Source organism: Streptococcus infantis (assembly GCF_047464155.1).
GTDB classification, from domain to species: Bacteria; Bacillota; Bacilli; order Lactobacillales; family Streptococcaceae; genus Streptococcus; species Streptococcus infantis_U.
Genome location: NZ_JASHCL010000002.1, coordinates 76,335 through 99,608, shown reverse-complemented (window position 1 = coordinate 99,608; position 23,274 = coordinate 76,335). Strand labels below are relative to the sequence as shown.

Genomic DNA, 23,274 nt, shown 5'->3' with positions numbered 1-23,274 from the left:
AGCCCTAAATAAAAAGTAAAATCCCCCCTTTTCCCTGTGCACATCTGTGTACGAAAAGGGGGAGTTTTGTTTGAAAAATGTAAGGAACTGACAGGTCAAAATTAAAATGAAGTTCTTACATAGGCTTTTCTTGGAAAAAATTTCATTTTGATTTTACATCAATGTCAGACAACAATCAAAAAAACAAAAACTATTTGAAAGTGAGGTGCCGACTGTGAAAGTCAATAAAATTCGCATGAGAGAAACAATTGTTTCTTATGCCTTCTTAGCACCAGTATTAATCTTCTTTACCGTCTTTGTCCTAGCTCCAATGATCATGGGATTCATCACTAGTTTCTTTAACTACTCGATGACTAGCTTTGAGTTTGTGGGACTTGACAACTACATCCGCATGTTTAAAGACCCTGTCTTTACAAAATCTTTGATTAATACCGTAATCTTAGTTATCGGATCTGTACCAGTCGTTGTACTCTTCTCACTATTTGTGGCATCACAAACTTACCAACAAAATGCAGTTGCTAGATCCTTCTATCGTTTCGTATTCTTCCTTCCTGTTGTAACAGGTAGTGTTGCCGTAACGGTTGTATGGAAATGGATTTATGATCCTCTATCAGGTATTTTGAATTTCGTGCTTAAGTCAAGCCATATCATTAGCCAAAACATTTCTTGGTTAGGAGATAAAAACTGGGCTTTGATGGCGATTATGATTATTCTTTTGACAACCTCAGTTGGTCAGCCAATCATCCTTTACATCGCTGCAATGGGTAATATTGATAACTCACTTGTAGAAGCGGCGCGTGTCGACGGAGCTACTGAGTTACAAGTTTTCTGGAAGATTAAATGGCCAAGCCTCCTTCCAACAACTCTTTATATCGCAATCATTACAACAATCAACTCATTCCAGTGTTTCGCTTTGATTCAGCTTTTGACTTCCGGTGGTCCAAACTACTCAACAAGTACACTTATGTACTACCTATATGAGAAAGCCTTCCAATTGACTGAGTATGGTTATGCCAATACTATTGGTGTATTCTTGGCAGTTATGATCGCTATCGTCAGCTTTGTTCAATTTAAAGTACTTGGAAACGACGTAGAATATTAATAGAAAGGAGACAGCTATGCAATCTACACAAAAGAAACCTTTAACAGCCTTCACTGTTATTTCAACTATCTTCTTGCTTTTATTGACTGTACTGTTTATCTTTCCATTCTACTGGATTTTGACAGGTGCATTCAAATCACAACCAGATACCATTATGATTCCACCACAATGGTTCCCTAAAGCTCCAACAATGGAGAACTTCCAACAATTGATGGTTCAAAACCCAGCCTTGCAATGGATGTGGAACTCAGTCTTCATTTCATTGGTAACAATGTTCTTGGTTTGTGCAACCTCTTCACTAGCAGGTTATGTATTGGCTAAGAAACGTTTCTATGGACAACGCATTCTCTTCGCTATCTTTATCGCTGCCATGGCTCTTCCAAAACAAGTTGTCCTTGTACCATTGGTACGTATCGTCAACTTCATGGGAATCCATGACACTCTTTGGGCGGTTATCTTGCCTTTGATCGGATGGCCATTTGGGGTTTTCCTCATGAAACAGTTCAGTGAAAATATTCCAACAGAATTGCTCGAATCTGCTAAAATCGATGGATGTGGTGAGATTCGTACTTTCTGGAGCGTAGCCTTCCCTATTGTGAAACCAGGATTTGCAGCTCTTGCAATCTTCACCTTCATCAATACATGGAATGACTACTTCATGCAATTGGTAATGTTGACTTCACGTCAAAACTTGACTATCTCACTCGGGGTTGCGACTATGCAGGCCGAGATGGCAACTAACTATGGTTTAATTATGGCAGGGGCTGCTCTTGCAGCTGTGCCAATCGTAACAGTCTTCCTTGTCTTCCAAAAATCCTTCACTCAAGGGATTACTATGGGAGCTGTCAAAGGATAATACTCTGCGAAAATTGAATATAGTACAATCTGTTTATCAGTATGCAGAAGTATAATTGATAGACTAAGAGAATACAGGAAATATAAGTGTCTACAAAATGGAGGAGAGTTGGTTGCTTCACGAAGTTTTGTTAGACACTTATAAACTTACTGGCTAGACATCTTATGTCTGAAGGTAACAATCAGGTAAAGGAAATTACTATGATTTTTGATGATTTAAAAAACATTAGCTTTTACAAGGGAATTCACCCAAATCTGGACAAGGCTATTGACTATCTCTATGAGCATCGTAAAGATACTTTTGAATTAGGTAAATACGATATTGATGGAGATAAGGTCTTCTTAGTTGTACAGGAAAATGTTCTCAACAAAGAAGAAAATGATCGCTTTGAGCACCATAAAAACTATGCAGACTTGCATTTGTTAGTTGAAGGACATGAATATTCTAGTTACGGTTCTCGTGTAAAAGACGAGGCTGTAGCCTTTGACGAAGCTAGCGATATCGGCTTTGTTCATTGTCATGAACAATACCCACTTTTATTGGGTTATCACAATTTTGCAGTCTTTTTCCCAGGTGAACCTCATCAGCCTAACGGTTATGCAGGTATGGAAGATACAGTTCGCAAATATTTATTTAAAATTTTAATCGATTAGTCAGTTAGGAGGAGCAAACAATGGCACATAAAGGATCTGGATTGATAAAAGCGGCATTCGATACGGATAACTTTCTGATGCGTTTTTGCGAGAAGGTTTTAGATATTGTGACGGTGAACCTACTCTTTGTTGTGTCTTGTTTGCCTATTGTGACAATCGGAGTAGCAAAAATCAGTCTCTATCAGACAATCTTCGAAGTTAAGGGTAGTCGTCGAGTTCCTGTTTTTAAAACGTATATGAGAGCTTTTAAGCAAAATTTGAAATTAGGCCTCCAGTTAGGTTTGTTGGAACTAGGAATTTTTCTGATTAGCGTGGTTGACTTATCACTATTTTGGAGTCAAACTGGTGTTGCCTTTCAACTCATTAAAGCTATTTGTTTGGGAATTCTTATATTTTTAACACTAGTTATGTTGGCTAGCTATCCAATTGCTGCACGCTATGAATTAACTTGGAAAGAAGTGCTCCAAAAGGGCTTACTTTTGGTAAGTTTTAACTTCGTTTGGTTCTTCTTGATGCTTGCGATTATTTTGTTAATCATTATGCTTCTCTATCTATCAGGCTTTACTCTAGTGCTTGGTGGTTCAGCATTTCTACTCTTTGGCTTTGGTCTACTTGCCTTTTGCCAAGCTGGATTAATGGAAAAATTGTTTGCTAAATATCAAGCAGATTGAAAACGATATGAAACTACTTTCAAACAAGAAAAGCTACGGGATATGAATAGAAATTAAAATCTAAGTGGCTTGGATGTATTGAAAGCGCTTTTTACAAGGTGTATACTAAAATAGTAAAAAATCATCTGCCCAGAGCAGATAATAAGAAATCTTAGGAGAAATCTATGTCAGATTTAAAAAAATATGAAGGCGTCATTCCTGCCTTTTACGCATGTTATGATGATGCGGGCGAAGTAAGCCCAGAACGTACTCGTGCTTTGGTGCAATACTTTATTGATAAAGGTGTTCAAGGACTTTATGTCAACGGTTCTTCAGGTGAATGTATCTACCAAAGTGTAGAAGACCGTAAATTGATCTTGGAAGAAGTCATGGCAGTTGCTAAAGGTAAATTGACAATTATTGCTCACGTGGCTTGCAATAATACGAAAGACAGTATCGAACTTGCTCGTCATGCAGAAAGCTTGGGAGTAGATGCTATCGCAACAATCCCTCCAATTTACTTCCGTTTGCCTGAGTACTCAGTAGCAAAATACTGGAACGACATCAGTGCAGCAGCACCAAATACAGACTATGTTATCTATAACATTCCTCAATTGGCAGGAGTTGCTTTGACTCCAAGTCTTTACACAGAAATGTTGAAGAACCCACGTGTGATTGGTGTTAAAAATTCTTCAATGCCAGTTCAAGATATTCAAACTTTTGTTAGTCTTGGTGGCGAAGATCATATCGTCTTTAATGGTCCAGATGAACAATTCCTCGGTGGTCGTCTTATGGGTGCTAAAGCTGGTATTGGTGGTACTTATGGTGCTATGCCAGAACTCTTCTTGAAACTCAACCAATTGATTGCAGATAAAGACCTAGAAACAGCGCGTGAATTGCAATATGCAATCAACGCTATCATTGGTAAATTGACTGCTGCACATGGAAACATGTACGGTGTTATCAAAGAAGTCTTGAAAATCAATGAAGGGCTTAATATCGGATCAGTTCGTTCTCCACTTACACCAGTGACCGAAGAAGATCGTCCAGTTGTAGAAGCAGCTGCTCAATTGATTCGTGAAACTAAGGAGCGTTTCCTCTAATCAATAGGAGGCTTTATGACTAATTACGTTGCAATTGATATTGGTGGAACTAATATCAAATACGGTTTAATTGACCAAGATGGACAACTTGTAGAGTCTAACGAAGTAGCGACTGAGGCTCATAAGGGTGGCCCACACATCTTACAGAAAACAAAAGATATCGTAGCTAGCTATCTAGAAAAAGGACAAGTGTCAGGTGTAGCCATTTCCTCAGCGGGAATGGTTGATCCTGATAAGGGTGAAATTTTCTATGCTGGTCCACAGATTCCAAATTATGCCGGAACCCAATTTAAAAAGGAAATTGAAGCTAGCTTTAATATTCCTTGTGAAATTGAAAATGATGTCAACTGTGCAGGGCTTGCTGAAGCTGTCTCTGGTTCAGGAAAAGGTGCAAGTATTACTCTTTGCTTGACAATTGGGACTGGTATCGGTGGTTGCTTAATCATTGATGGACAAGTTTTCCATGGCTTTAGTAATTCTGCCTGTGAGGTTGGTTATCTGCACATGCAAGATGGAGCTTTCCAGGATTTAGCGTCTACGACAGCTCTTGTTAAGTATGTAGCAGACGCACATGGAGATGAAATGGAACAGTGGAACGGTCGCAGAATTTTCAAAGAAGCTACCGAAGGCAATAAACTCTGCATGGAGGGGATTGACCGTATGGTAGATTACCTTGGTAAGGGTCTCGCAAATATTTGTTATGTTGCCAATCCAGAAGTTGTCATCCTTGGTGGTGGCATTATGGGGCAAGAAGCAATTTTGAAACCAAAAATCCGTAAGGCTTTGAAAGATTCGCTTGTTCCAAGTTTGGCAGACAAGACTCGACTTGAATTTGCCCACCATCAGAATACTGCTGGTATGCTCGGAGCATATTATCATTTCAGAACCAAACAGTCCTAAATTGGCTTTGCCAATTTAGGTTTTTTTGGCAGGAAAAAAGTTAGGTAAAACTTTAATAAAACTTTGGAAGCCCTTGCATTTCTTGGAATAATATAGTATATTTATTATACTGAGAAATCTCGAAAAAGCGTTTGTAAAATCAAGTCATTTTTTTATTCAGAAAAAATGTAAGCGATTTCTAAAATGAATTTAAACAGAAGATAAGAGTGGGAGGAAGAAGAGTTTTAAAGTAGGTACTGAGAAATAAGATTGTCGCCAGAGAAACTGGGCTCTTGCAGTAGCTGACTGCTTTTGTTCATTAGGAGAATTTGATGAAACAGTATTTTTTTGAAAGAAGTCGTATATTTAGTATTCGTAAACTAACGGTTGGTGTAGCCTCTGTGGCAGTTGGACTGGCTTTTTTTGCATCTGGAAATGTTGCCGCTAACGAAGTTGTGACAGAGCCAAAACTGGAAGTAGAAGGTCAAGCAAAAGAAGTAATCGATGTTGATAAAGAAAAAGCGGAAGCAGTTAAGGAAACTAAAGAAGTAGTGAGTCCTGTTAATGAAGAAGTTGCTAAACAAGCAGCTCCTGCTATAGAAAAAGTAACAGAAGAGGCTAAAACTACTGAAGAGGCTGGAGATTTACTTCCAGAAGAAATTCCTGACCGTGCTTATCCTGATACGCCAGTGAAAAAAATTGATACTTCAACTATTGTATCAGAAAAGGATAGCCCGAAAGTAGAAACTAAGAGTATTCTAAAAGCTGAAGAAGCAAGTGCAACTGGAGGAGAGAAAGAAAATAGAGCCATTATCAATGGTGGTCAGGATCTCAAACATATTGACTATGAAGGACAACCAGCTACATCTGCGACTATGGTTTATAGCATTTTTAGCTCTCCACTTGCAAATGGTGGAAAGCAGGATTATCTCAATTCTGGCTCTGGTATCTTTGTTGCACCAAATATTATCTTGACAGTAGCACACAACTTCTTAGTCAAGGATGCGGATACCAATGCGGGATCTATCCGTGGTGGTGATACTGCTAAATTCTACTACAATGTTGGTTCAAATAGTCCCAAGGTAAGATCTTTGCCAAACTCAGGAAAGACGGTTATTTTCAAGGAAAAGGATATCCATTTTTGGAATAAAGATAAGTTTGGTGAAGGTTACAAGAATGACCTAGCCTTGGTCGTAGCACCTGTTCCACTTCAGATCGCTAGTCCAAATAAGGCCGCAACCTTCACTCCTCTGGCAGAGCATCGGGAATACAAAGCTGGAGAACCTGTTAGTACCATTGGTTATCCTACAGATTCAAGCTCACCAGAATTGAAGGAGCCGATTATTCCAGGACAGTTGTATAAGGCTGACGGTGTTGTTAAAGGTACTGAAAAATATGATGATAAGGGAACAGTAGGTGTTACCTATCGATTGACTTCTGTATCAGGCCTTTCTGGTGGCGGTATTATCAACGGTGATGGCAAAGTCATCGGAATTCACCAACGTGGTACTGTTGACAATATGAACATTGCTGAAAAAGATCGTTTCGGAGGAGGTTTGGTCTTGTCTCCAGAACAACTAGCTTGGGCTAAAGGCATCATTGAAAAATACGGAGTCAAAGAAGGCTGGTATCAAGGCGATAACGATAATCGCTATTACTTTGATTCAAAAGGACAATTACTCAGAAATACCACAGCTGTCATTGGTGGGAACAAGTATGCCTTTGACAATAGCGGTCTTGCTACCCTAGTTGAAGGCGTTGACTACGGCCGTGTAGTTATCGAACATGTGGACCAAAATGATAACCCAGTCAAAGAAAACGATACTTTTGTAGACAGGGCAGAAGTTGGAGCACAATTCAATTATAACTACAAATCGGAAATTGAAAAAACAGATTTCTACAAGAAGAATAAAGAAAAATATGAGATTGTTTCAATTGGTGATTCTCCAGTCAATAAACAATTGAAAGACGCTTGGGATGAGGATCATAGTGTTGTGAGCAAGGCTCCCGCAGGAACTCGTGTCATTAAAGTAGTCTATAAAGTTAACAAAGGTTCCTTTGAGGTTCACTATCGCTTGAAAGACTCTAATAAAGAGTTAATAACTGCAGATGTGGACAATAACGAAGGCAAGGAGTACGATGTTTCCTTTGTTCATAGATTCCAAGCTAAAGAAATTGCAGGTTATCGTGCAGTCAATGCAAGTCAAGAAGCAACTATACAGCATAAAGGGGTGAATGACGTTATTTTTGAATACGAAAAGATTGAAGATCCAAAACCAGCAACTCCTGTAACTCCAGTGGTTGATCCAAAAGATGAAGAAACAGAAATTGCTGCTTACGGTCCACTTCCAAGCAAGGCTCAATTGGACTACCATAAAGAAGAATTGGCTGCCTTCATCCACTATGGTATGAATACCTATACTAACTCTGAGTGGGGGAACGGTAGAGAAAATCCTCAAAACTTTAACCCGACTAACCTTGATACAGACCAGTGGATTAAGACATTGAAGGACGCTGGATTCAAACGAACAATTATGGTTGTTAAACACCATGATGGATTTGTAATCTATCCTTCTCAATATACAAAACATACCGTAGCTGCTAGTCCATGGAAAAATGGTAAGGGTGACCTTCTTGAAGAAATCTCAAAATCAGCAACTAAGTATGACATGAATATGGGTGTGTACCTATCACCATGGGATGCAAATAATCCAAACTATCACGTGAATACTGAAAAAGAGTACAACGAATACTACCTTAACCAACTCAAGGAAATCCTTGGCAATCCTAAATACGGGAATAATGGTAAATTCATCGAAGTATGGATGGACGGTGCGCGTGGTAGTGGAGCTCAAAAAGTAACCTATACCTTTGACAAGTGGTTCGAGTACATCAAGAAAGCTGAAGGGGATATCGCTATCTTCTCTGCTCAACCGACAAGCGTACGTTGGATTGGTAATGAACGTGGGATCGCTGGAGATCCAGTTTGGCATAAAGTCAAGAAAGCTAAAATCACCGACGATGTGAAGAATGATTATCTCAATCATGGAGATCCAGAAGGAGATATGTACTCAGTTGGTGAAGCAGACGTTTCTATCCGTTCAGGTTGGTTCTACCATGACAATCAACAACCAAAATCAATCAAAGATTTGATGGATATTTACTTCAAGTCTGTTGGTCGTGGAACGCCACTTCTACTCAATATTCCACCAAATAAAGAAGGTAGATTCGCAGATGCAGATGTCGCCCGCTTAAAAGAATTCCGAGCAACCTTGGATCAAATGTATGCGACTGACTTCGCTAAGGGTGCAACAGTTACTGCAAGCTCTACTCGTAAGAATCACTTGTATCAAGCAAGCCACCTAACAGATGGTAAGGATGATACCAGCTGGGCACTAGCAAATGATGCTAAGACAGGTGAATTCACTGTTGATCTCGGTCAAAAGAGACGCTTTGACGTAGTCGAACTCAAAGAAGATATTGCTAAAGGTCAACGAATCTCTGGGTTCAAGGTTGAAGTTGAACTCAACGGTCGTTGGGTACCATACGGTGAAGGATCAACTGTTGGTTATCGTCGCCTTATCCAAGGTCAACCAGTAGAAGCACAAAAAATTCGCGTGACCATTACTGGTGCACAAGCGACACCTATTTTGACAAACTTCTCTGTTTATAAGACACCAAGCAGTATTGAGAAAACAGACGGCTACCCTCTAGGATTGGATTACCATTCAAATACAACAGCTGATAAAGAAAATACAACTTGGTATGACGAATCTGAAGGTATTCGCGGAACATCTATGTGGACAAACCAAAAAGATGCAAGTGTAACCTACCGTTTCAACGGAACTAAGGCTTATGTCGTATCTACAGTGGATCCAAACCACGGTGAAATGTCAGTTTACGTAGATGGTCAGAAGGTTGCAGACGTGCAAACCAATAATGCAGCTCGTAAACGTAGCCAGATGGTTTATGAAACAGGTGATTTGGCTCCAGGTGAACATACCATCAAACTTGTTAACAAGACTGGTAAACCTATTGCGACTGAAGGTATCTACACTCTTAACAATGCCGGCAAAGGTATGTTTGAGATGAAAGAAACAACTTATGAAGTTCAAAAAGGTCAACCGGTTACTGTAACCATTAAGCGTGTTGGTGGTAGCAAAGGAACAGCAACAGTCCATGTTGTAACAGAACCAGGAACAGGGGTTCATGGTAAAGTGTACAAGGACACAACAGCTGACTTGACTTTCCAAGATGGTGAAACTGAGAAAACAATCACGATTCCAACGATTGACTTTACAGAGCAAGCTGATTCAATCTTTGACTTCAAAGTGAAAATGACTAGCGTTTCTGATAATGCCCTCCTTGGTTTTGCTTCAGAAGCTACGATTCAAGTGATGAAGGCAGAACTACTCCAAAAAGACCAGACAAGCTATGACGATCAAGCAACTCAGCTTGACTATAGCCCAGGTTGGCACCGTGAAACCAATTCATCAGGTAAATACCAAAACACTGAGTCTTGGGCATCATTCGGTCGATTGAATGACGAGCAAAAGAAAAATGCTAGTGTAACAGCCTACTTCTACGGAACAGGTCTTGAAATCAAAGGTTTTGTTGATCCTGGACATGGTATCTACAAGGTTACTCTAGATGGTAAAGAACTTGAGTATCAAGATGGTCAAGGAAATGCCACTGATGTAAATGGCAAGAAGTACTTCAGTGGTACAGCAGCTACACGTCAAGGCAATCAGACTCTCGTTCGTTTGACTGGACTCGAAGAAGGTTGGCATGCTGTGACCTTGCAATTGGATCCAAAACGTAATGATACTACGAGAAATATTGGTATCCAAGTTGACCAGTTCATCACTCATGGTGAAGATAGTGCTCTTTATACCAAAGCAGAGTTAATTCAAGCCATGAAGAGCTGGAAGGATGAATTGGCTAAATTTGACCAAACAAGTTTGAAGAACACTCCAGAGGCGCGTCAAGCCTTCAAGTCAAACTTGGATAAATTATCTGAGCAACTTTCAGCAAGTGAAGCCAATGCACAAGAAGTTCTGAAGACAGCAGCAGCTTTACAAACAATCCTTGATAAGGAAGAAAATTATGGCACAGATGATACGCCAACACCAGATCAGCCAGAAGAACCAAACTATGACAAGGCTATGGCAAGTCTGACCGAAGCGATTGAAAGAAAAACAGCTGAGCTCGGTGATGACAAGGAAGCTAAGAAGAAGCTAGTTGCACTAACAGAGCAAGCCTTGGCAGCCATCCAAGAAGCTAAGACTCAGGATGCGGTAGATAAGGCCTTGCAAGCAGCTTTGGCATCTATCAACAGTCTTCAGGCGACTCCGAAAGAGGAGCCGGCTCCAGAAGAACCAAAACAGCCAGAAGAACCAAACTATGACAAGGCTATGGCAAGTCTGACCGAAGCGATTGAAAGAAAAACAGCTGAACTCGGTGATGACAAGCAAGCTAAGAAGAAGCTAGTCGCACTAACAGAGCAAGCCTTGGCAGCCATCCAAGAAGCCAAGACTCAGGATGCAGTAGATAAGGCCTTGCAAGTTGCTTTGGCATCTATCAATGAGCTTCAAGCGACTCCGAAAGAGGAACCAGCTCCAGAAGAGCCAAAACAGCCGGAGGAGCCAAGTAAGCCAGAAGAGTCTAAAGTTGACTACCATAAGGCAATTGCAGATTTGACTGAAGCTATCGAGAAAAAAGCAACAGAACTTGCCGATGATGTGGCTGCTCAGGAAAAACTCGTTGAACTAGGAGAACAAGCTCTTGCAACTATCCAAGAAGCGAAGACCCAAGATGCTGTTGAAAAGGCCTTGCAAGACGCTTTGGTATCCATCAATAAGCTTCAAGCAACTCCAAAAGAGGAGCCAGCTCCAGAAGAACCAACACAACCAGAGGAGCCGGCAAAACCAGAAGAACCAACACAGCCAGAGGTACCAAGCAAACCAGTAGAGCCTAAGCTTGACTACGATAAAGCTATGGCAAGCTTGTCCGAAGCCATTAAAAGTAAAACAGCTGAGTTGGGTGATGACAAGGAAGCTAAGAAGAAACTAGTTGAACTAGCAGAACAAGCCTTAGCTGCTATTGAAGAAGCCAAAACTCAGGATGCAGTAGATAAGGCCTTGCAAGCAGCTTTGACATCTATCAACAATCTTCAGGCGACACCAAAAGAGGAACCAGCTCCAGAAGAGCCAAGTAAACCAGAAGAGCCTGCAAGACCAGAGGAGCCAAGCAAACCAGAAGAGTCTAAGATTGACTACGATAAAGCTATGGCAAGCTTGTCCGAAGCCATTAAAAGTAAAACAGCTGAGTTGGGTGATGACAAGGAAGCTAAGAAGAAATTAGTTGAACTAGCAGAACAAGCCTTAGCTGCTATTGAAGAAGCCAAAACTCAGGATGCAGTAGATAAGGCCTTGAAAGACGCTCTGACATCTATCAACAATCTTCAGGCGACACCAAAAGAGGAACCAGCTCCAGAAGAGCCAAGTAAACCAGAAGAGCCCGCAAGACCAGAGGACCCAAGTAAGCCAGAAGAGGAAGTGAAACATTCAAATCTTCCAGCTGAAGGTGTTAAAGAATTGAGTGTAACTCAACCAAGCCTTGAAGTAACGACAGAGCCGATTGCCTTCAACACTATTCGTCGTGAAAATTCTCTTCTACCTAAAGGTAAGGAAAAAGTCGTTTCTGAAGGAAAAGACGGACAAGTAACGACCTATGTAGAAGTTGACGGCAGCGTTCGTAAAGTTGTTAAGGTTGAACGTGAGGAAGCTCAAGACCGCATCGTTGAAGTCGGTACTCAAGAAGGAACTGCTATGCCGACAGAAGGCGTTATGAATTTGGACTTTAATCTACCAAATCTAAAAGTAGAGAAAGAACCAATCGCCTTCAAGACTGTTCGCCGTGAGAATGCTGATTTAGCTAAAGGTAAGGAACAAGTTGTTTCTGAAGGAAAAGACGGACAAGTAACGACTTATGTAGAAGTCGATGGTGACAACCGTAAGGTTCTTAAGGTTGAACGTGAGGAAGCCCAAGACCGCATCGTCGAAGTTGGAACCAAGGAAGAAAGTCCATCAACTGATAGCACATTGAAGGTCTTGAAAGATTCATCAACAAACTTGAAACTGATTGCTCGAGAAGGGGACCTCAATGGTGGTTCTGTTCTAGAGGTCGATAAGGTTGCTAACCAGGTCTTGGAAGGTCGCCGTTTCGATGCTTATCAAATTCAATTGAAGAATGAGAAAGGAGAACTTGTTCAATTGAAAGGTGCAGCCCTTGTTCAAGTTGCTGTGGCGTCTGATGTAGCCAATGTCTATGCTATGAATGCAAATCAAGAATTGCAGGAAGTGAAGTTTGAACAGAAAGGTTCAGCACTTGAATTTGTAGCTCCACACCTAGGTGTCTATGCGGTAGTCTACAAGGAGGCAGCTCAACCAAGTGAACCAGCAAATGTAGAAACTCCTGCTCCACAACCTATGGGAGAAGATAAGCCTTTAGCAGAGGCTAAGGGTACTGTAGCAGACTCTACAAGCAAACAGTTACCAGCAACAGGAGAAGAAGTAAGTTCAGCTCTCTTGCCTGCCCTCACTCTTGTTTCAGGAATGATGCTATTCTTCTTCAAAAAAGATATGAAGGACTAGAATAGAGAACGTCAAAGGAAGTATCTTGAACCACTAAAAAAGGAGTCCCATTGTGGGCTCCTTTTTGTGGGGAAAAATATTTTAAACAGAAAACCCTGAATGGTCTCCAATTTCAGGGTTTTCTATTTCTTGTGTTTCTGCGATAACCATTCAATCGATTATTTTCCCAGTAGCTATTAAAGATTTTTTCTTTACTTTCGCGATCAATTTCTAGGAAATAAGCATAGAGTAAATCAATGATAATCAGCATTGGAAGCTGAGCAGAGATTCGTTGGATATAAGAGGCCTGGCTTTGACTTGCGACTAATACTGTTTCTGTAAATGCTTGGGTATCCTTATTCGGTGCACTAGTAAATAGAACTGTCTTAGCTCCCATATCCTGGGCATCTAATAGGCTATCGATGATAGATGGTGTTGTTCCTGAGAGAGAAAAACCAAAGACCAAACATTTTTCATCAATAATGCTAGTCGTCCAGGCAAAACCGTCTGGATCTGTTAAGGCTTCACAGACGATACCCAATCTCATAAAACGTAGCTTCATCTCACGTGCGACCAGACCAGAACTCCCAGTTCCGAAAAAATACACGCGTTCGGATTGGTCAATCATCTGAGCCACACGTTCCAGTTGCTCATCGTCAATCAATCCTTGAGAAATTTCTCGCAGGTTTGCATAACTTCTAAGGACTCTCTGAGTCAAAGGATTCATATCCTGTTGAGGAGCAGAAAGAGTGTCTTTTTGTTGTTGGTATTTGAAGATGAACTCTCGATAGCCCTTAAAACCACATTTCTTGGCAAAACGAGTGAGCGCTGCCTGGGAAATATGAAGTTTTTGAGTAACTTGCTGAGAGGATAAGTCATCATTTATGGTATCTGCCTGCAGAAAATAGCGAGCAATTTCTTGCTCTAAATCGGTCATTTCTTCAAAGTGAAGCTCAATGATTGTAGAAATATCTTGCTTATTCATGGGACTCCTTTGATAGCTATTTGCCAGAACTTATTTGATAAATCTAACAAATAAAATATCGCTCACTTCCATTATATCATAGAAAATAATTTTTGGACCAAAAAGGGAAAGTCTTTTCTTTTTCCATAATTTTCTACCTAAATTATGGTACAATGAAGAGTGTGATTTTGATTAGAAATGAGATTGATGTGTATGAGAAAATTCAATAGCCACTCGATACCGATACGGCTTAATTTGTTATTTGCAATCGTCATTTTGCTTTTTTTAACAATTATTGGCCGTTTGCTTTATATGCAAGTTCTTCATAAGGATTTTTATGAAAATAAACTAGCTTCTGCTAGCCAAACTCGAGTAACCATGGGTTCCGCTCGTGGAGAAATTTATGATGCAGCAGGAAAACCTTTAGTCCAAAACACCGTTAAACAAGTTGTTTCCTTTACACGAAGCAACAAGATGACTGCGGCTGATTTGAAGGATATTTCTAAAAAATTGTTGACTTATGTCACAGTCACTTCTCCAGAGTTGACGGATCGACAAATGGCAGACTACTACTTGGCGGATGCCGAAACTTATAAGAAAACAGTTGAAGCTCTTCCAAAAGATAAACGGTATGATTCAGATGGCAATCAACTTTCTGAATCTGAACTCTATAACAACGCTGCTAATAGTATTGCAGCTAATCAGATGGACTATTCCGAGGATGAAAAGAAGGCCATCTATCTCTTTAGCCAGCTCAATTCAGTTGGAAATTTTGCTACAGGAAATATTCAAACAGATCCTTTGAGTGATACACAGGTAGCTGTAATTGCTTCTGCTTCAAAGGAATTGCCAGGTATTTCTATCTCTACCTCATGGGATCGAAAGGTCTTAGAAACTTCTCTTTCATCTATTGTCGGAACTGTTTCTAGTGAAAAATCAGGTCTTCCAGCAGAAGAAGTAGACGCTTATTTGAAAAAAGGTTATTCGCTCAATGATCGCGTCGGGACTTCCTATCTTGAAAAACAATACGAAGAAGTCTTGCAAGGGAAACGGACCGTCAAGGAAATCCATTTGGACAAGCATGGAGACATGGAGAGCGTAGAGAATATAGAAGAAGGTAGCAAGGGAAAAAACATCAAATTAACCATTGATTTGGCCTTCCAAGATAGCGTAGACAGCCTCTTGAAGAGTTATTTTAATTCTGAACTTGCAAATGGTGGTGCTAAATACTCAGAAGGCGTTTATGCGGTAGCCCTTAATCCTAAGACAGGTGCTGTATTGGCAATGTCAGGAATTAAACACAATCTAGAAACAGGAGACTTGACACCAGACTCACTAGGAACAGTGACCAATGTTTTTGTACCAGGGTCTGTCGTTAAGGCGGCAACCATCAGTTCTGGTTGGGAAAATGGGGTCTTGTCAGGCAACCAAACCTTGACAGACCAACCAATCGTCTTCCAAGGTTCTGCCCCTATCAATTCCTGGTATACCCCTTATTACGGTTCCTTCCCGGTTACAGCCGTTGAGGCTCTAGAATATTCATCAAATGCCTACATGGTTCAAACTGCGCTAGGAATGATGGGTCAGACCTATCAACCAAATATGACAGTCAAAACCAACCAACTTGAGTCTGCCATGGGAAAACTACGCGCGACTTTTAGTGAGTATGGTTTGGGTGCTTCTACAGGTATTGACTTGCCCGAGGAATCAACAGGATTTATCCCCCAAAAATTTGACTTGGCTAATTATTTAACTAATGCTTTTGGCCAGTTTGATAACTACACACCGATGCAATTAGCCCAGTACGTTGCAACGATTGCTAACAATGGCGTTCGTCTAGCTCCACATATTGTCGAGGGAATATACGACAACAATGATAAGGGTGGTCTTGGAGAATTAATCCAAGCAATAGATACCAAGGAAATCAACAAGGTCAATATTTCTGAATCAGATATGGCAATCTTGCACCAAGGATTTTACCAAGTATCGCATGGAACTAGTCCCCTTACGACAGGACGGGCGTTTTTAGATGGCGCCACTGTTTCTATAAGTGGTAAGACCGGTACAGCTGAAAGCTATGTAGCTGGTGGTCAAGAAGCTAATAATACCAATGCTGTGGCCTATGCTCCAACAGAAAATCCTCAAATTGCAGTTGCAGTAGTCTTTCCTCATAATACCAATTTAACCAAAAATGTTGGGCCAGCAATTGCTCGCGACATTATCAATCTATACAACCAACACCATCCAATGAATTAGAAAGGAAGCCATGCTTTATCCAACACCTATTGCTAAGTTGATTGACAGTTATTCTAAACTTCCTGGTATTGGGATTAAGACAGCAACCCGTCTAGCCTTTTATACTATTGGAATGCCGGATGATGACGTCAACGAATTTGCTAAAAATCTCCTTTCAGCTAAAAGAGAGTTGACCTATTGTTCTATCTGTGGACGTTTAACCGATGAAGATCCCTGTTCTATCTGCACAGATCCAAGCCGGGACCAAACAACTATCCTCGTCCTAGAGGATAGTCGAGATGTAGCTGCTATGGAAAATATTCAGGAATACCACGGACTTTACCATGTCTTACACGGCTTAATTTCACCTATGAATGGGATTAGCCCAGATGACATCAATCTCAAGAGTCTCATGACACGTCTCATGGATAGCGAAGTTTCTGAGGTCATCGTAGCGACCAATGCGACTGCTGATGGTGAGGCGACTTCCATGTATATCTCACGACTTCTCAAACCCGCAGGAATCAAGGTTACTCGCCTAGCACGAGGCCTAGCAGTCGGAGCGGATATCGAATATGCAGATGAAGTAACGCTCTTAAGAGCAATCGAAAATCGTACAGAACTTTAGTCTGTAAGTATATAGAGCAGGCAATTAGTTAGCAGATAAGATTTCAAGAAATCAAGAGACTGGATTTATTTTTAATCCAGTCTCTTTTTTGCTATTCAAGTTTAAAAAAAGAGACAAATGTGATATACTAAAGAGCAAGTATTCTAGTAGAAATAGGACAATCATATGAAACAAACAATTATTTTATTATATGGTGGACGCAGTGCAGAACGTGAAGTGTCTGTATTGTCAGCTGAGAGTGTCATGCGTGCGGTCAACTATGATCGTTTCGCAGTCAAAACCTTCTTTATCAGCCAGTCCGGTGATTTCATCAAAACACAAGAATTTACCCAAACTCCTGGACAAGATGAACGTCTCATGACCAATGAAACGATTGATTGGGACAAGAAAATTGCTCCAAGTGCTATCTACGAAGAAGGAGCGGTTGTTTTTCCAGTTCTTCATGGACCTATGGGGGAAGATGGTTCTGTTCAAGGTTTCTTAGAAGTCTTGAAAATGCCTTATGTCGGTTGTAACATCCTATCTTCAAGCCTTGCCATGGATAAAATCACAACTAAGCGTGTCTTGGAATCTGCTGGGATTGCCCAAGTCCCTTACGTAGCGATTGTTGAAGGGGATGACTTGACTTCTAAGATTGCAGAAGTTGAGGATAAATTAACCTACCCAGTCTTTACCAAACCATCCAATATGGGTTCTAGTGTCGGTATTTCTAAGTCTGAAAATAAAGAGGAACTCCATCAAGCTCTCGAGCTTGCCTTCAAGTACGATAGCCGTGTCTTGGTAGAACAAGGAGTTAATGCACGTGAAATCGAAGTTGGTCTCTTAGGAAACTACGATGTCAAGAGCACGCTTCCTGGTGAAGTTGTCAAAGATGTAGCCTTCTATGATTATGATGCCAAATACATCGATAACAAGATTACTATGGATATCCCAGCTAAGATTAGTGATGATGTAGTAGCAGTCATGCGTAAAAATGCAGAAGCTGCCTTCCGTGCTATTGGTGGACTTGGTCTATCACGTTGTGACTTCTTCTACACAGATAAGGGAGAAGTTTTCCTAAACGAGCTCAACACCATGCCAGGATTCACCCAATGGTCTATGTATCCCTTGCTCTGGGACAATATGGGGATTAGCTATCCAGAACTAATTGAGAGGTTGGTTGACCTTGCTAAAGAAAGTTTTGACAAGCGTGAAGCGCACCTATTGTAAAGACAGACATAAGGGCGGGGAAGGACTCCTTGCCCCTTTTTAAAGGAGTAAATATGAAACTTACGATTCACGAAGTTGCGCGTGTTGTTGATGCAAAAAATGATGTGACAAGCTATGCGGATAACCCGTTAGTCAAGGCAGAGTTTGATAGTCGCTTGATTGGAGCTGGGGATCTATTTGTGCCACTCAAGGGGGCGCGTGATGGTCATGACTTTATTGAGACGGCTTTTGAAAACGGTGCTGCTGTAACCCTGTCAGAGAAGGCAGTAGCAGGTCATCCTTACATTTTAGTAGAGGATGTTTTGACAGCCTTTCAAGCTCTTGCAGCTTATTACCTTCAAAAGACAGGAGTAGATGTCTTTGCTGTTACAGGTTCAAATGGGAAGACAACGACCAAGGATATGTTGGCTCATTTGCTTTCTACAAGCTACAAAACCTACAAAACGCAAGGAAATTACAATAACGAGATTGGCCTCCCTTATACGGTTCTCCATATGCCAGATAATACTGAAAAGCTGGTCTTAGAAATGGGGCAGGATCACCTAGGAGATATCCATCTTTTATCTGAACTGGCTCATCCAAAGACAGCTATTGTGACCTTGATAGGAGAAGCTCATTTAGCCTTCTTTAAAGACCGTTCTGAAATTGCCAAAGGGAAATTGCAAATCGCTGATGGGATGGAAAAGGGTGCCTTGCTTTTAGCACCAGCTGATCCTATTGTAGAAGATTATCTACCTGCTGATCAAAAAGTGGTTCGTTTTGGTCCAGGTGCAGAACTCGAAATTACAGAATTGATTGAGCGTAAGGATAGTTTAACCTTCAAGGCTAATTTCTTGGAGCAGGCTCTCGACTTGCCAGTAACAGGTAAGTACAATGCGACCAATGCCATGATTGCCTCTTATGTTGCTTTGCAAGAAGGAGTGACTGAGGAGCAAATTGGTCAAGCCTTCCAAAATCTTGAATTGACCCGCAATCGTACCGAGTGGAAAAAAGCTGCCAATGGAGCAGATATCTTGTCAGATGTCTACAATGCTAACCCAACAGCTATGAAGTTGATTTTAGAAACTTTCTCTGCCATTCCAGCCAATGAAGGTGGCAAGAAACTCGCAGTTCTGGCAGATATGAAAGAACTTGGAGACCAGTCTGTTCAACTCCACAATCAGATGATTTTGAGCCTTTCACCAGATGTCCTTGATACTGTAATTTTCTACGGTGAAGACATTGCTGACTTGGCTCAATTAGCCAGTCAAATGTTTCCAATTGGTCATGTCTATTACTTCAAGAAAACAGCTGAGGAAGACCAGTTTGAAGCCATGGTTAAGCAGGTCAAGGAAAGTCTTGGTGCACATGACCAAATTCTGCTTAAAGGTTCGAACTCTATGAATCTAGCCAAGCTAGTAGAAAGCCTAGAAAATGAGCACAACTAATTTCGCTAAAGCTATTCAGAGAATGTTAGCTATCACTGATACTGGGTTGACCTATTCAAAGGATCCTTATGACCGTGAACGTTATGAGGATTTACGTCAGATTTTATGGAGTGTCTTGCAGGATCAAACGGAGCTCGATCAAGAGGAATTGACTGCAATTTTAAAACCAACAGGTAGCTATGCAACTCCCTTGATGGATGTGCGGGCATGGATTGTTCAAAATCAGAAGATTTGCCTGGTTAGAGGACAAGGAGAGGATACTTGGGCATTACCTGGTGGCTTTGGCGAGGTAGGATATTCTCCCAAGGAAAATATCCGAAAAGAAGTTCAGGAAGAAACAGTATTTTCGGCAGAAGTAGGTTCTTTATTGGCGGTTTTTGATACCAACCGCTTTCAACTTCAGAACAAACAGTATGCCAAGTTCGTTTTTGACTGTCAGTTATTGGATGGACAATTTCAAGAAAATCAAGAAATTGCAGAACTTGAATTTTTTGATATCAAGAATCTCCCACCCCTATCTGAAAAACGAATAACCAAAGAACAAATGGAAATTCTATGGCAGGTCTATCAGGGTGAGCGGGAACAATATGTCGATTAGAAGCTTTGCTTTATATTAAGATCGACAGTTTCTTTTACACAAAATTATAAGAAATAAATGTAAGCTAGGCTCTATAGAGATGAGTAAGAGGCCTGCTTATATGAAAATGAGGAAAGTTACATGAATGTTTGGGATGCTTTATTTAGCACGCAGCCGACGGAGCCACCCCGATTTGATCTTCTTTGGTATGGAAGTCTATTTAGTTTATTGGCATTGACTGTATTTCTTGCCTATCGTTATGGTGATAAAAAAGTTTGCCAACGATTTTTCCAGATTTTACAGGCTCTGCAGTTAATCCTGCTCTACGGTTGGTATTTGGTCAACCAGATGCCTCTAACAGAAAGTCTGCCCTTTTATCATTGCCGTTTAGCAATGTTTGTAGTGCTTTTGATTCCTGGTGTCTCTAGAGTCAAACAGTACTTTGCTGTGCTGGGAACCTTTGGGACTTTGGCGGCCTTTGTTTATCCAGTGCCAGATCCCTATCCCTTCCCCCACATCGCTATCCTGTCCTTTATATTCGGACACCTAGCCCTCTTTGGAAATTCCTTGATTTATCTTTTGAAGGACTACGATGCTAGCTTATTGGACTTCAAACGAATCCTAACCATCACATCTTCGCTTAATGCGCTGATCTTTGTGGTTAATCTAATGACGGGTGGAGATTATGGCTTTTTGACAAAACCACCATTGGTTGGAGACCACGGTCCTTTGATCAATTATCTAGTCGTTACGCTATTCTTGACTTTCGCCATTTACATAGTCTCTAAAGCTTTTCAGACCATGCTTGAGGAGAAGGGGGAAAGAAGACTACGAATCTGGCAGAAATAAAAAATATTTTCCCAACCGCTTGACTTTTATCTGAGATTTTTGATACAATAGTAGGCGGTATTGTTTACCCCATTTGTAAGGCCCCGGAACCTTTCAAATAACTTGCGGACCGGAACATCCGCCCTGTAAACAAAAACGACATTCATATAGGAGAAATCATGAACAAAACTACATTCATGGCTAAACCAGGCCAAGTAGAACGCAAATGGTACGTTGTTGACGCAACTGATGTACCTCTTGGACGCCTTTCAGCAGTTGTTGCTAGCGTACTTCGCGGAAAAAACAAACCAACATTCACACCACACACTGATACAGGTGACTTCGTAATCGTTATCAATGCTGAAAAAGTTAAATTGACTGGTAAAAAAGCAACTGATAAGATTTACTACACTCACTCAAACCACCCAGGTGGATTGAAATCAATCTCTGCTGGTGAACTTCGTTCTAAAAATGCAGTACGTTTGATCGAGAAATCAGTTAAAGGTATGCTTCCACACAATACTCTTGGCCGCGCTCAAGGTATGAAATTGAAAGTATTCGTTGGAGCTGAGCACACTCACGCTGCACAACAACCAGAAGTTCTTGATATTTCAGGACTTATCTAAGGAAAGGAACAATAAAGTATGTCACAAGCACAATATGCAGGTACTGGACGTCGTAAAAACGCTGTTGCACGCGTTCGCCTTGTTCCAGGAACTGGTAAAATCACTGTTAATAAAAAAGATGTTGAAGAGTACATCCCACACGCTGACCTTCGTCTTGTAATCAACCAACCATTCGCAGTTACTTCAACTGCAGGTTCATACGACGTTTTCGTTAACGTTGTAGGTGGTGGATACGCTGGTCAAGCAGGAGCTATCCGTCACGGTATCGCTCGTGCCCTTCTTCAAGTAGACCCAGACTTCCGCGATTCATTGAAACGCGCAGGACTTCTTACACGTGACTCACGTAAAGTTGAGCGTAAGAAACCAGGTCTTAAGAAAGCTCGTAAAGCATCACAATTCTCAAAACGTTAATCAATACGATTATATCAACGTTTACAGACATTCAAGAATTATTTCTTGGATGTCTTTTTTGTTTCAAAAAATCAAAGTTCACCCCAAAATTCACCCCATATTCACCCCATCAATTTTTTAAACTACGAAAAGCAATATCACCTACAGTCTGATTGACTTTATCTTTGATATTAACGTAAGTTTTTGTAATCTCTTTATCACTATGAGTAAGAGCTTCTGAGAAGGCTTCAAGAGAAACCCCAGCTTGTTTTGCGAGTGTCGCACCAGTATGTCTTAGTTGTGTGGGGAAGCTGGTGCTAGTTCAGGGTGCCTGCGTCTGACTGATTTCATCTTGATAAAACTTAAAATCTTTCTAATTATAACAAAGCATAGTCAAAAAGCTATGACCTCTATATTCACAAAAAAATCCAGACCAATACTAGTCCAGATTTCTTGTCTATTAAACACTCTTTTCAAAGAATGGAAGAACGGCTGTAACGGATTTGTCAACGCAATTATTTAACTGTGAGAATCCGACGCACATAAATTTTAAATGGTGTCTCAGTCACATTTAAATTTATGAGACGCTTAGACGTTAGGATTTCAATTTATCAAATTTTGATTTGATGTTTGCCTTGAACTCTTCAAGTTTGGCCTTGCGATCTGCTTTACGTTCAGCCTTCATTTGCGCACGCGCTTGGTTGTAGAGGTCTTCTTGGACTTGCAGGGCTGCTTCAACTTCAGCTACGACGGTTGCTACATCCCAACGCACGATTTGGGTGTCGTACTTGGTGAAGTAAGCATCGATGACTGCTTCGTTGTTTTCTTGCACCAAGGCGACAACGGCTGTTTCGCCGTCGATCAATTTTTGAGACACAACGTCAATCAAGCCAGCTTCTGCCGTATCAACGGTATCACCAGCAGCCAAACCATAGAGGCTGCCAATACCATAACCAAACAAGACGCCGATAGGACCACCCAAAAGCCCGATAACTGCACCGAGCAAGCCACCTTCTAGGGTTGCATCCGTCGTTGAATCTTCAAAGTCATAGCGTTCTTTTTCAACGATGTGACCGTTTTCATTTTTGACCAAGGCGATTTGAGCAACCTTGGTCGTCTGAGTTTGGCGGAAAGCCTTCAAATCCGCAAAGGACTGATAAGCTTCGCTTTCAGTGTTAAAGACTGAAACTACTAGGTTTTCCATAGTTAGTACCTCTTTTCTAAATATACACATTCATTATAATACAGTTTCAATCATTTTTCAATCATTTTAGTGCGACATTTTAATTGATATGTCGCGTTTATCAGCGTTAAAGAACAGTTTCAGGCAGCGGTATATCTTTGCCATATCCCAGCCCAGACACTCTGGAGACTCTGAGTGACTATCAAGAAAGATGTCCATCAGATTCTTAAAGCCTCCCGTGCAAAAAGTAAATAAATAGTGTTTTTCCTGTATGCCTGTCACACGGCTAAAAGACCGCTTGACCAAATCTTCCAGAAAATTATAGCAGAT

At 40.9% G+C, this 23,274-nt stretch carries 17 protein-coding genes and 1 pseudogene; 15 read left to right on the top strand and 3 right to left on the bottom strand.

Annotation, left to right across the window (positions count from 1 at the left end; all coding sequences use genetic code 11):
* The first annotated feature begins 235 nt into the window (after positions 1-235).
* From QM810_RS04770 to QM810_RS04740, 7 genes are all read left to right on the top strand, one after another.
* Positions 236-1,102 (top strand): carbohydrate ABC transporter permease, encoded by an 867-nt coding sequence (locus QM810_RS04770; RefSeq protein ID WP_053092415.1) that lies wholly within the window; start codon positions 236-238, stop codon positions 1,100-1,102.
* 16 nt (positions 1,103-1,118) lie between these two features.
* A complete protein-coding gene (locus QM810_RS04765) occupies positions 1,119-1,958 on the top strand; it encodes a carbohydrate ABC transporter permease (protein ID WP_006153157.1) in 840 nt (279 codons plus the stop codon).
* Positions 1,959-2,158: 200 nt separating this feature from the next.
* Positions 2,159-2,611 carry a YhcH/YjgK/YiaL family protein gene (locus QM810_RS04760; protein ID WP_414254027.1) on the top strand — a complete coding sequence of 151 codons (453 nt, stop codon included), beginning with the start codon at positions 2,159-2,161 and terminating at the stop codon, positions 2,609-2,611.
* A 20-nt stretch (positions 2,612-2,631) separates the two neighbouring features.
* Positions 2,632-3,282, top strand: a complete 651-nt coding sequence (locus QM810_RS04755; protein ID WP_414254026.1) for a DUF624 domain-containing protein — start codon at positions 2,632-2,634, stop codon at positions 3,280-3,282.
* Between the two features lie 164 nt (positions 3,283-3,446).
* Entirely contained in the window at positions 3,447-4,364 is a 918-nt protein-coding gene (locus QM810_RS04750; RefSeq protein ID WP_254730137.1) for a dihydrodipicolinate synthase family protein, read from the top strand.
* Between the two features lie 15 nt (positions 4,365-4,379).
* A complete protein-coding gene (locus QM810_RS04745) occupies positions 4,380-5,264 on the top strand; it encodes an ROK family protein (protein WP_414254025.1) in 885 nt (294 codons plus the stop codon).
* Between the two features lie 311 nt (positions 5,265-5,575).
* Positions 5,576-12,898, top strand: a complete 7,323-nt coding sequence (locus QM810_RS04740; RefSeq protein WP_414254024.1) for an alpha-L-fucosidase — start codon at positions 5,576-5,578, stop codon at positions 12,896-12,898.
* Between the two features lie 112 nt (positions 12,899-13,010).
* On the opposite strand, the gene QM810_RS04735 is transcribed toward QM810_RS04740, so the two are convergent.
* Entirely contained in the window at positions 13,011-13,862 is an 852-nt protein-coding gene (locus QM810_RS04735) for a MurR/RpiR family transcriptional regulator (protein ID WP_414254023.1), read from the bottom strand.
* A 192-nt stretch (positions 13,863-14,054) separates the two neighbouring features.
* Here QM810_RS04735 and pbp2b point away from each other — a divergent pair, with 192 nt between their 5' ends.
* From pbp2b to rpsI, 8 genes are all read left to right on the top strand, one after another.
* Entirely contained in the window at positions 14,055-16,097 is a 2,043-nt protein-coding gene (gene pbp2b / locus QM810_RS04730; RefSeq protein WP_414254022.1) for a penicillin-binding protein PBP2B, read from the top strand.
* Between the two features lie 10 nt (positions 16,098-16,107).
* The gene (gene recR / locus QM810_RS04725; protein ID WP_045613513.1) at positions 16,108-16,704 is read left to right on the top strand and encodes a recombination mediator RecR; all 597 of its coding nucleotides are present in this window, start codon (positions 16,108-16,110) and stop codon (positions 16,702-16,704) included.
* Between the two features lie 165 nt (positions 16,705-16,869).
* Positions 16,870-17,913 carry a D-alanine--D-alanine ligase gene (locus tag QM810_RS04720; protein ID WP_414254021.1) on the top strand — a complete coding sequence of 348 codons (1,044 nt, stop codon included), beginning with the start codon at positions 16,870-16,872 and terminating at the stop codon, positions 17,911-17,913.
* Between the two features lie 53 nt (positions 17,914-17,966).
* Positions 17,967-19,340, top strand: coding sequence for a UDP-N-acetylmuramoyl-tripeptide--D-alanyl-D-alanine ligase (locus QM810_RS04715; protein ID WP_414254020.1), 1,374 nt, complete (start codon positions 17,967-17,969; stop codon positions 19,338-19,340).
* Entirely contained in the window at positions 19,327-19,938 is a 612-nt protein-coding gene (locus QM810_RS04710; RefSeq protein WP_414254019.1) for an NUDIX hydrolase, read from the top strand. The genes QM810_RS04715 and QM810_RS04710 overlap by 14 nt, the downstream gene beginning before the upstream one ends.
* Positions 19,939-20,058: 120 nt before the next feature.
* Complete coding sequence (locus QM810_RS04705; protein WP_414254018.1) at positions 20,059-20,766, top strand: TIGR02206 family membrane protein; 708 nt, start codon at positions 20,059-20,061, stop codon at positions 20,764-20,766.
* Positions 20,767-20,924: 158 nt separating this feature from the next.
* Positions 20,925-21,371: a 50S ribosomal protein L13 gene (rplM, locus tag QM810_RS04700; protein ID WP_002876943.1), complete on the top strand. Its 447-nt coding sequence runs from the start codon at positions 20,925-20,927 to the stop codon at positions 21,369-21,371.
* A gap of 18 nt (positions 21,372-21,389) precedes the next feature.
* A complete protein-coding gene (rpsI, locus tag QM810_RS04695; RefSeq protein ID WP_002893764.1) occupies positions 21,390-21,782 on the top strand; it encodes a 30S ribosomal protein S9 in 393 nt (130 codons plus the stop codon).
* 109 nt (positions 21,783-21,891) lie between these two features.
* Here the strand turns inward: rpsI and QM810_RS04690 are convergent.
* Together QM810_RS04690 and QM810_RS04685 are read right to left on the bottom strand one after the other, a co-directional pair.
* Positions 21,892-22,115: pseudogene (locus QM810_RS04690) on the bottom strand (tyrosine-type recombinase/integrase); the annotation flags it as partial.
* Positions 22,116-22,356: 241 nt separating this feature from the next.
* Complete coding sequence (locus QM810_RS04685; protein WP_414254017.1) at positions 22,357-22,965, bottom strand: DUF1269 domain-containing protein; 609 nt, start codon at positions 22,963-22,965, stop codon at positions 22,357-22,359.
* Positions 22,966-23,274 lie beyond the last annotated feature (309 nt).

What these genes read in the sequence shown, in the direction of transcription:
- QM810_RS04770 (WP_053092415.1), top strand. Translation starts at nt 236, where the DNA reads ATGAGAGAAACAATTGTTTCTTATGCCTTCTTAGCACCAGTATTAATC.
- QM810_RS04765 (WP_006153157.1), top strand. Translation starts at nt 1,119, where the DNA reads ATGCAATCTACACAAAAGAAACCTTTAACAGCCTTCACTGTTATTTCA.
- QM810_RS04760 (WP_414254027.1), top strand. Translation starts at nt 2,159, where the DNA reads ATGATTTTTGATGATTTAAAAAACATTAGCTTTTACAAGGGAATTCAC.
- QM810_RS04755 (WP_414254026.1), top strand. Translation starts at nt 2,632, where the DNA reads ATGGCACATAAAGGATCTGGATTGATAAAAGCGGCATTCGATACGGAT.
- QM810_RS04750 (WP_254730137.1), top strand. Translation starts at nt 3,447, where the DNA reads ATGTCAGATTTAAAAAAATATGAAGGCGTCATTCCTGCCTTTTACGCA.
- QM810_RS04745 (WP_414254025.1), top strand. Translation starts at nt 4,380, where the DNA reads ATGACTAATTACGTTGCAATTGATATTGGTGGAACTAATATCAAATAC.
- QM810_RS04740 (WP_414254024.1), top strand. Translation starts at nt 5,576, where the DNA reads ATGAAACAGTATTTTTTTGAAAGAAGTCGTATATTTAGTATTCGTAAA.
- QM810_RS04735 (WP_414254023.1), bottom strand. Translation starts at nt 13,862, where the DNA reads ATGAATAAGCAAGATATTTCTACAATCATTGAGCTTCACTTTGAAGAA.
- pbp2b (WP_414254022.1), top strand. Translation starts at nt 14,055, where the DNA reads ATGAGAAAATTCAATAGCCACTCGATACCGATACGGCTTAATTTGTTA.
- recR (WP_045613513.1), top strand. Translation starts at nt 16,108, where the DNA reads ATGCTTTATCCAACACCTATTGCTAAGTTGATTGACAGTTATTCTAAA.
- QM810_RS04720 (WP_414254021.1), top strand. Translation starts at nt 16,870, where the DNA reads ATGAAACAAACAATTATTTTATTATATGGTGGACGCAGTGCAGAACGT.
- QM810_RS04715 (WP_414254020.1), top strand. Translation starts at nt 17,967, where the DNA reads ATGAAACTTACGATTCACGAAGTTGCGCGTGTTGTTGATGCAAAAAAT.
- QM810_RS04710 (WP_414254019.1), top strand. Translation starts at nt 19,327, where the DNA reads ATGAGCACAACTAATTTCGCTAAAGCTATTCAGAGAATGTTAGCTATC.
- QM810_RS04705 (WP_414254018.1), top strand. Translation starts at nt 20,059, where the DNA reads ATGAATGTTTGGGATGCTTTATTTAGCACGCAGCCGACGGAGCCACCC.
- rplM (WP_002876943.1), top strand. Translation starts at nt 20,925, where the DNA reads ATGAACAAAACTACATTCATGGCTAAACCAGGCCAAGTAGAACGCAAA.
- rpsI (WP_002893764.1), top strand. Translation starts at nt 21,390, where the DNA reads ATGTCACAAGCACAATATGCAGGTACTGGACGTCGTAAAAACGCTGTT.
- QM810_RS04685 (WP_414254017.1), bottom strand. Translation starts at nt 22,965, where the DNA reads ATGGAAAACCTAGTAGTTTCAGTCTTTAACACTGAAAGCGAAGCTTAT.